Here is an 8760-nt window from a genome sequence, read left to right as displayed (position 1 = left end):
CGGTGCCGGCCTACGCGATCGTCGCCGAGAACGACAGCGCAACGACCATCGCCACCACCGCTGGCCCCAGCGGCTGGCCGGTGATCAGCGCCGAAACGCTGCTAGCCTCGCCCGCCAACGGCGACCTGCCGCTGCGCAGCGGCGCGGTGCTGGCGGTCTCGCCGCCGCTGACCCGCAGCACCGGCGACGGCAGCGCCAACCTGGCGACCCTGGCCAACGCCCTCGGCACCCTGCCGGGCCTGCTGGCCAGCGACAACGCCAGCGCGGCCATCCTCACGCCGGGCTTCACTTTCGCGGTGGCCGTGTCCGACGACACCCTGGTCTCGATCACCGTCACCACAAGCGATGCGCCCAACCCGATCCGCTCGCTGCTGGATGTCTGCGCGGCATTCGCCAGCCAGGGCGTCAACGTCACTGCGGCGGACCTGGGGCAAAGTCATCAGGCGCTGCCGGGGATTTTCCAGGCCAGCCAAATGATTTCCAGCACCGTGTGGGTCGCCGGCCACGACGACACGCTGGCGCGCAATGGCAGCGGTCTCGACCAGACCGCGCTGGCGGCGCTGAACACCGCCACGCTGAACCTGTTCGACATGGGCACCCTGCTGTATCTGGGGGATTTCAACGACGGTGCCGGCATCGCCGCCGATGGCGCACAGACCCTGCACCAGTTCGCCGACGCCCACGCCTGCCCGGCCGAACTGCTGTTGCAGGCCAACCCGGACCTGGCGGTGCCCGCCGACGGCGCCTTCGCCCTGCCCGGGCGGGTGGCCTGGCCGGCGCCGGACAGCGCGTTGCGCGTGCCTTACAGCGTGCAGGCCGGCGACAGCCTCGACAACATCGCGCCGCGTTTCGACTGGGGTGTTGCCGACACCAGCCAGGCCCTGGCCGAGGCCAACCTGGAAATACCCGGCCTGATCGCCGGCGGGGTGACGCTGGTCATCGACGTGTCGGGCGTGAGTTACAGCATCACCACCGCCAGCAGCGGCCAGAGCCTCGCCGCAACGTTGGCCCAACTCCAGCAGCAAGCATCCGGCGCGACCCTGGCGGACCTGCTCGCCAGCATCGGCGACAACAGCAGTGCCCTGGCCAGCAATGCCCTGCTGATCTGCCCGCCGGCTCTGTTTGCCAGCGCGACCACTCCAGCGCAGATTGCCGCGCTGCTGGGGGTTTCCGCCGGGGCCTTTGCCTTGGCCAACGCCGGCACGCCGGGGTTGATCGCCGCCGGCGTCAGCCTCGCTGCGCCGCAAAGCGAGGTGCAGGTCGAGACCCGGGCCAACGACTGCCTGAACAGCCTGATCGTGCGCTTCGCCGAAGCCGGCGTGCAGGTCAACGCCCAGGTCATCGTCGAGACCCCGGCCAACCTCGATCAACCGTTGTTCGCCGCCGACGCACGGGCCCTGGTGCCACCGGCCACGGTGCGCATCAGCCTGCCGATCGGTGCGCAGGGCCCTTATCCGGGACCGTCATTCCCGCTCAGTGTCCATCTGCAACTGAGCCGTCCCGCGGCGCTGATCAACCCGGACTTCGCCGCCGACGATGGCAGCGGTGTCGCCACCAGCAGCAGCCTGATCCCGGCGCCGCAGGCACCGGTGGCCGAGGATGAAGGCGGCGGCCTGGCCTTCAACGCCTTTATCGTCGCCATGCGTACCGCACTGCCGCAACTACGCATCGCCACCGGCCGCGCCCTCGAAGACAGCCGCGACCTCTGGGCCGTGGACTTCGGCCCGGCAGGCATCAGCGCCCTGACCATCGCCGGCACCACCACGGTGCCCGGCGCGGCGGGACCGCAGCCGCGCTTCTTCGCCCTGACCCCGTTGTACAAAAGCCTGGTCAGCCGCCAGGACGTACCTATCCAGGCCTTGCTGGTGGACGGCACGCTGTCCACGGCAAGCAGCGAACGCGACTTCCAGGGCATCGATGTCGAGCCGTGGGCCAGCCGCTTCCTTTCCGATGTCGACCGCATCCTCGGCGCGAGCAATGCCGCCGCGCTGTACCGCAGCGTGGACACCCGGCAGACCCTCAGCGACCTGGTGGCCGTCAAGCGCAGCCTCGCCGGATCGATTCCCGAAGGCCTGGCAGCGGTGCTGGAAATCAGCGATCCCGACGCCGCCAGCGGACAGGCCGCGGCGGCCACCACCCTGGAACAACAACTGGGGGTCAGCCTGTCGCGGGCCTGGAGCGCCTCGACCCTGGTGCAACTGAACCGCAGCGTGACCTCGCCGTGGCAAGACGCCGCCAGCGGCCTGCTGCCGGCCGATCTGTACGGCGGCGTCCAGGTCACCAGCGGCGGCGAAGACCGTTCCTGGAGCATGAGCGCGGGCAAGTGCTGGCTGACCGACTTCTCGCCCTTCATCACCCTGCTGCTGACCGAGTCCGACCCGGCCACCCACCGCGCGGTCACCGCCAACATGGCCTTCGGCATCACCGACATGGAGCGCAATATCAGCACCGCCGGCCTGCCCGACGGCTATGCCGCCTCGCAGTGGCTGACCTTCGTGCCGCCGTTGGGTGGCGCCAACCTGCCGGCTGCGCTGACCACCAACCTGGGAGAAGTCTCGGTGCCGATCCCGCTGCGCAACTTCCCGGCGTTGCCGGTGATCGTCGAGCAGCGCGCCACGGCCACCGCGCTCAGCCCCGAGTTGCGGCAGAACCTGCGCAGCCAGCGCCTGCGCGCCAACCTACGGGTAGACAGCCCGGCCACCCTGGCGAGCATGCCGCTGTGGGATCACCGCTTTACCTACTCCCACGAACACGCCGAACAGGACGATGTCAGCCTGACCTTCCGCTACAACCTGCGCCCGGGCCAGCAAATGCTCCTTGCCACCAGTGACGAAGACCTGTTCGTGCAATTGGCGCGCTATGTGGCAGTGGCCGATCCGCTCTGGGAAATCCTCGGCGCCCTGCCCGACACCGGGCCACTGACGCCGACCCAGAGCAATGCCGCGGATACCTTGCGCGACCTCGCCAGCGCCGTGGCCAGCAAATGGACCGAACGCCTGACAAGCACGCCGAACACCCTGGCGCAGAGCGGCGACAGCGACCAGTTCAGCTTCCAGGCGCGGGTAACCGACCGCGACGGTCCGGAGGTCGGCAGCCGTGAAGTCGCCAGCCTGAGCCTGACCGCCGCCAGCGCCGACATCGGCCCGGACGGCAACTGGCCAGAGGTCGCCGCCCTCACCGCCGCGGGCCTGAGCGTCACCTTGCTGCGCGAGGAGGTTTCGGCGACGGAGTCGCTGTATCGGGTGCCGGACGATGCCCAGGTACCGGCATCCTGGCCCACCTTCAGCCTGAGTTTCGTCGGCCTCAACGTGGCTCGTTGGCAGAACGCGACCGGCTCGATACTGGTCCGGCGCAACCAGAAACTGCTCGGTGCCGACGGCCCCGCGACCAACCCGGCGTTCGTCTTCCAGACCGACCGGGTGGAAGCCGCCAGCGTCGCAACGCCATTCAACGCCTGGGACCAGCGCGTGCCGCTGAGCACTACACCGACCACCGTCAGCGCCGCGCTACAAACCGCGTTCGACACCCTGTTCGGTGCCGCCGCCAGCGCGGGTGAACTGAGCGTCACCCTCGGCGTGGCCTATGCCTATGAACTGGCAACCGACCCGGAGGACCCGAGCCACGGGCTGGTCAGCGAGACTCCGGTGTACCTGTATCCCAACCAGATTCTCGATGATGGGACGGCGGGTAATCTGCAGACAGCGGTGGACACCTGGTATGGGCAGGTCAACCCGCAACGTGAAGGGGGTGAGTGGCTGTTCTCGCTGACCTTGTATTCATCACTGGAAGAGGATCAGCGGCCACTGTTGTCGATTGCCAACCTGTATTTGCCGTTGGTGCTGGATCAGGATCGGTGAGGTGATTGGCGACCGGGCGCTGGTTTTTCAGCGCCCTCAAACCCGCATATCCGGCTCTTCCAGCAACCACCCCCGAAACGCTTCCAGCGCCGGCAGCGACTGGTTGCGCGGCGGGTACACCAGGTAATAGCTGCGGGCGCTGGCGTAGGGCTGCACCGGGATGGCGAGCGTGCCGTCGGCCAGTTCATCGGTGATGAGGATCCGCGGCACCAGGCCGATGCCGATATCCGCGCGCACGGCCTGGATCAGGTGCGAGGTCAGTTCGAAGCTTGGCCCCAGGCGCATGGCCTGATGGGCCAGGCCATGGTGGGTGAACCAGTCGCCCCAGGCATGCGGGTTGTTGGCGACGCTAAGCAGCGGCTGACGGCTGATCGCCTCGGGCGTCCACACCTCGCGAGAAGCCGCCAGCGCCGGTGACAGGATCACCACCAGTTCCTCGGCGTGCAGCCGGTGGCAGATCAGCCCCGGCTGGTCGCCGCTGGCAACGACGATGGCGGCGTCGATGCCGCTGGTGGCGAAGTCCACCGGTTCGATCCTGGAATTGATGTGCACCAGCACTTCGGGGTGGCGGCGATAGAACTCGTGCAGGCGCGGCAGCAGCCATTTCGAGCCGAAGGTCGGCAGCGTCGCCAGGCGCAGGTTGCCGCCGCCGGCCTGGTGGGCGATGGCATGCAGGGTGGCGCTGCGGATCCGGCCCAGGGCCTCGCTGATCTCCCGCTGGTAGACCCGGCCCACCTCGGTGAGCTTGACCGTGCGCCCTTCGCGGCGGAACAGCACCACCCCCAATTGCTGCTCCAGGGCCTGGACCTGGCGACTCACCGCGCTCTGGGTCAGGGACAATTCCACCGCCGCGCGGGTGTAGCTTTCATGCCGGGCCGCGGCCTCGAATGCCAGGAGCAGCGACATCGACGGGGTCAAGTTTCGGTAATTCATTCATAAAACTCATCAAAGGCCGCGCCATTATCCGTTTGTGCGCCGCGCAAGACTCGGGAATCATTGGCATCATCCACTACCTGGCGACGTACTGACCATACCTTCACGTCAGGTATTCATGATTAGCCCGACCTATAAAGAGGCCATCCCGTGATGATCGCCCAACTGCCGGTGAGCGCACCCGCCACCGACTACACCGCGTTTCTCGATGCCCTGCGCGCCGCCGGTTTCCGTGGCCAGTTCAGCACTGATTACGGCACCCGCACGGTGCTCGCCACCGACAACTCCATCTACCAGCGCCTGCCCCAGGCCGCGGTGTTCCCGCGGGATGCCGACGACGTGGCGCGGGTCGCCACGCTGATGGCCGAGCCGCGCTTCCAGCAGATCAAGCTGACCCCGCGCGGCGGCGGCACCGGCACCAACGGCCAGTCGCTGACTGACGGCATCGTCGTCGACCTGTCGCGGCACATGAACAGCATCCTCGAAATCAACGTCGAGGAACGCTGGGTACGGGTCCAGGCCGGGGTGGTCAAGGACCAGCTCAACGCCGCGCTGAAACCCCACGGGCTGTTCTTCGCCCCGGAGCTGTCTACCTCCAACCGCGCCACCGTCGGCGGCATGATCAACACCGACGCCAGCGGCCAGGGCAGTTGCACCTACGGCAAGACCCGCGACCACGTGCTGGAACTGCACAGCGTGCTGCTCGGCGGCGAGCGCCTGCACAGCCTGCCGATCGATGACGCCGCGCTGGACGCCGCCTGCGCCCTGCCCGGCCGGGTCGGCGAGGTCTACCGCATGGCCCGCGAGATCCAGGAAACCCAGGGCGAACTGATCGAAAGCACTTTCCCCAAACTGAACCGCTGCCTGACCGGCTACGACCTCGCGCACCTGCGCGACGACGCCGGCCTGTTCAACCTCAACAGCGTGCTGTGCGGCGCCGAGGGTTCGCTGGGCTATGTGGTCGAGGCCAAGCTCAATGTGCTGCCGATCCCGAAATACGCAGTGCTGGTCAACGTTCGCTACGTCAGCTTCATGGACGCCCTGCGCGACGCCAATGCGCTGATGGCGCACAAGCCGTTGTCGATCGAGACGGTGGACTCGCGGGTGCTGATGCTGGCGATGCAGGACATCGTCTGGCACAGCGTCGCCGAATACTTCCCGGCCGACCCGGAGAAGCCGACCCTGGGCATCAACCTGGTGGAGTTCTGCGGCGATGAGCCGGACGAGGTCAACGCCCGGGTCGCCGCCTTTATCGAACACCTGCAGGCCGACCGTAGCGTCGAGCGCCTCGGCCACACCCTGGCCGAAGGCTCCGCCGCGGTCACGCGGGTCTACACCATGCGCAAGCGCTCGGTGGGGTTGCTCGGCAACGTCGAGGGTGAAGTGCGCCCGCAGCCGTTCGTGGAAGACACTGCGGTGCCGCCGGAGCAACTGGCCGACTACATCACCGAGTTCCGCGCCCTGCTCGACGGCTACGGCCTGACCTACGGCATGTTCGGCCACGTCGATGCCGGCGTGCTGCACGTGCGCCCGGCGCTGGACATGAAAGACCCGGCCCAGGCCGCGCTGGTCAAACCTATTTCCGATGCCGTGGCCGCGCTGACCCAACGCTACGGCGGCCTGCTCTGGGGCGAGCACGGCAAGGGCCTGCGCTCGGAATACGTGCCGGCCTACTTCGGCGAGTTGTACCCGTCACTGCAACGCCTCAAAGGCGCCTTCGACCCGTACAACCAGCTCAACCCCGGCAAGATCTGCACCCCGCCGGACAGCGCCGAAGGCCTGATCAAGGTCAACGAAGCGCCGCTGCGCGGCGAGCACGACCGGCAGATCGACGAGCGCGTCTGGCAGAGCTATGCCAGCGCGGTGCACTGCAACGGCAACGGCGCCTGCTACAACTTCGACCCCGACGACGCCATGTGCCCGTCATGGAAAGCCACCCGCGAACGCCGTCACTCGCCCAAGGGCCGCGCCTCGCTGATCCGCGAATGGCTGCGCCTGCAGGGCTCGGCCAATATCGACGTGCTGGCCGCGGCGCAAAACAAGGCGTCCTGGCTCAAGGGCCTGCCGCAACGCCTGCGCAATAGCCGCGCCCAGCAACGCGGCCAGGCCGATTTCTCGCATGAGGTCTACGACGCCATGGCCGGCTGTCTGGCGTGCAAGTCCTGCGCGGGGCAGTGCCCGATCAAGGTCAACGTGCCGGACTTCCGTTCGCGCTTCCTCGAGCTGTACCACAAGCGTTATCAACGTCCGCTGCGCGACTACCTGATCGGCTCGCTGGAGTTCACCATTCCGTACCTGGCCCACGCGCCGGGGCTGTACAACGCGGTGATGGGTTCGAAATGGGTGAGCAAGCTGCTGGCGGACCAGATCGGCATGGTCGACAGCCCGCTGATCAGCCGCTTCAACTTCCAGGCCACCCTGACCCGCTGCAACGTCCGCGCCGCGAGCGTGCCGGCCCTGCGCGAACTGACCCCGGCGCAGCGCGAGCGCAGCATCGTGCTGGTCCAGGACGCCTTCACCCGCTACTTCGAAACACCGCTGCTGGCGTCGTTCATCGACCTCGCCCACCGCCTCGGCCACAAAGTGTTCCTCGCCCCGTACAGCGCCAACGGCAAGCCGCTGCACGTGCAAGGCTTCCTTGGCGCCTTCGCCAAAGCGGCGATCCGCAACGGCACCCAGCTCAAGGCCCTGGCCGACTGCGGCGTGCCGCTGGTGGGCCTGGACCCGGCGATGACCCTGGTCTATCGCCAGGAATACCAGAAAGTCCCCGGCCTGGAAGGCTGCCCGAACGTGCTGTTGCCGCAGGAATGGCTGATGGACGTGCTGCCTGAGCACGTCGGCGGCAAGACGGCCAACTTCCGCCTGATGGCCCACTGCACCGAGAAGACCAACGTACCGGCCAGTACCAAACAGTGGGAACAAGTGTTCGCGCGCCTGGGCCTGAAACTCGCGACCGAAGCGACGGGCTGCTGCGGGATGTCCGGCACCTACGGCCATGAGGCGCGGAATCAGGAAACCTCGAAGACCATCTTCGAGCAGTCCTGGGCGGGCAAGCTGGAGAAGGAAGGCGAGCCGCTGGCGACCGGGTATTCGTGCCGTAGCCAGGTCAAGCGACTGGCGGACAAGCAGTTGCGTCATCCGCTGGAGGTGGTGTTGCAGTATGTGATCGGGTAATGAGCGAGCAACTCGCCGCTTAAAACTTCGGTAGTTTCAGCGGCTTGATTAGGACTTTTCCTATATACCCGCCGCTGACCGGCATTCAGGATTTCTGCGGAATTCATTCCTCAGGCAATCCCCTGCGGTCAGCGGCCAGCAAGTACCTGGCTGGCGCCCTGGTGGATACCTATCCACATGCGCCCCCACGCTGAAACTGGCATTGGGGGCGCAGTTGCAGGGAGCACTGCATGCCCGCCCAATCCGACCTGCGCTTCACTTTCACCGCCGGTTCCGATGACTTCGAAGTCGTAGAGTTTCACCTCACCGAAGGCCTCTCCGAAACCTTCAACCTCGAAGTCGACCTGAGCTGCGCCAACCCCGCCGTCGACTTTGGCCAGGTCCTCGACCGTCCGGCGCTGCTCACACTCTGGCAAGGCGGCCAGCCCGTGCGCTATGTGCACGGCTCGGTCAGTTCGTTCCAGCAAGGCGCGACCGGCTTTCGCCGCACCCGCTACCGCGCTGTCGTCGAGCCGCGCCTGGCTCGCCTGCGACTGGCGTCGGACTGGCGCATTTTCCAGACCCTCACCGTGCCCGACATCGCCACCGCGATGCTCAAGAAACACGCCCTCAATCTGGACTACGAACAGCGCATCACCAACGCTCATGAAACGCGGGAATACTGCGTGCAGGCCGGCGACACCGACTACCACTTCGTCGAACGCATCATGCGCGAGGAAGGCTTTTTCTACGGTTTCCTGCACAGCGCCGAAGGCCACCGCCTGGTCCATTGCGACCGCCTGTGGATCTTCGGCAA

At 67.0% G+C, this 8760-nt stretch carries 3 protein-coding genes and 1 pseudogene; 3 read left to right on the top strand and 1 reads right to left on the bottom strand.

Features of this window, described 5'->3' with window-relative positions; translation table 11 throughout:
• Window positions 1–3857: pseudogene (locus tag NTD88_RS07925) on the top strand (LysM peptidoglycan-binding domain-containing protein); the annotation flags it as partial.
• A gap of 36 nt (window positions 3858–3893) precedes the next feature.
• Here NTD88_RS07925 and NTD88_RS07920 read toward each other — a convergent pair.
• Complete coding sequence (locus NTD88_RS07920; RefSeq protein WP_262153901.1) at window positions 3894–4790, bottom strand: LysR substrate-binding domain-containing protein; 897 nt, start codon at window positions 4788–4790, stop codon at window positions 3894–3896.
• A gap of 153 nt (window positions 4791–4943) precedes the next feature.
• Between NTD88_RS07920 and NTD88_RS07915 the strand changes: the two genes are divergently transcribed.
• Together NTD88_RS07915 and NTD88_RS07910 are read left to right on the top strand one after the other, a co-directional pair.
• Window positions 4944–7964, top strand: a complete 3021-nt coding sequence (locus NTD88_RS07915) for an FAD-binding and (Fe-S)-binding domain-containing protein (protein WP_262153903.1) — start codon at window positions 4944–4946, stop codon at window positions 7962–7964.
• A gap of 230 nt (window positions 7965–8194) precedes the next feature.
• A partial coding sequence (locus tag NTD88_RS07910; protein WP_262153900.1) for a type VI secretion system Vgr family protein occupies window positions 8195–8760 on the top strand: 566 nt, incomplete at its 3' end.

It is taken from the genome of Pseudomonas sp. 20P_3.2_Bac5 (assembly GCF_025466035.1).
Taxonomy (GTDB): Bacteria; Pseudomonadota; Gammaproteobacteria; order Pseudomonadales; family Pseudomonadaceae; genus Aquipseudomonas.
The sequence above is the reverse complement of the archived record's forward strand: the minus strand, read 5'-3'. Positions and strand labels throughout refer to the sequence as shown.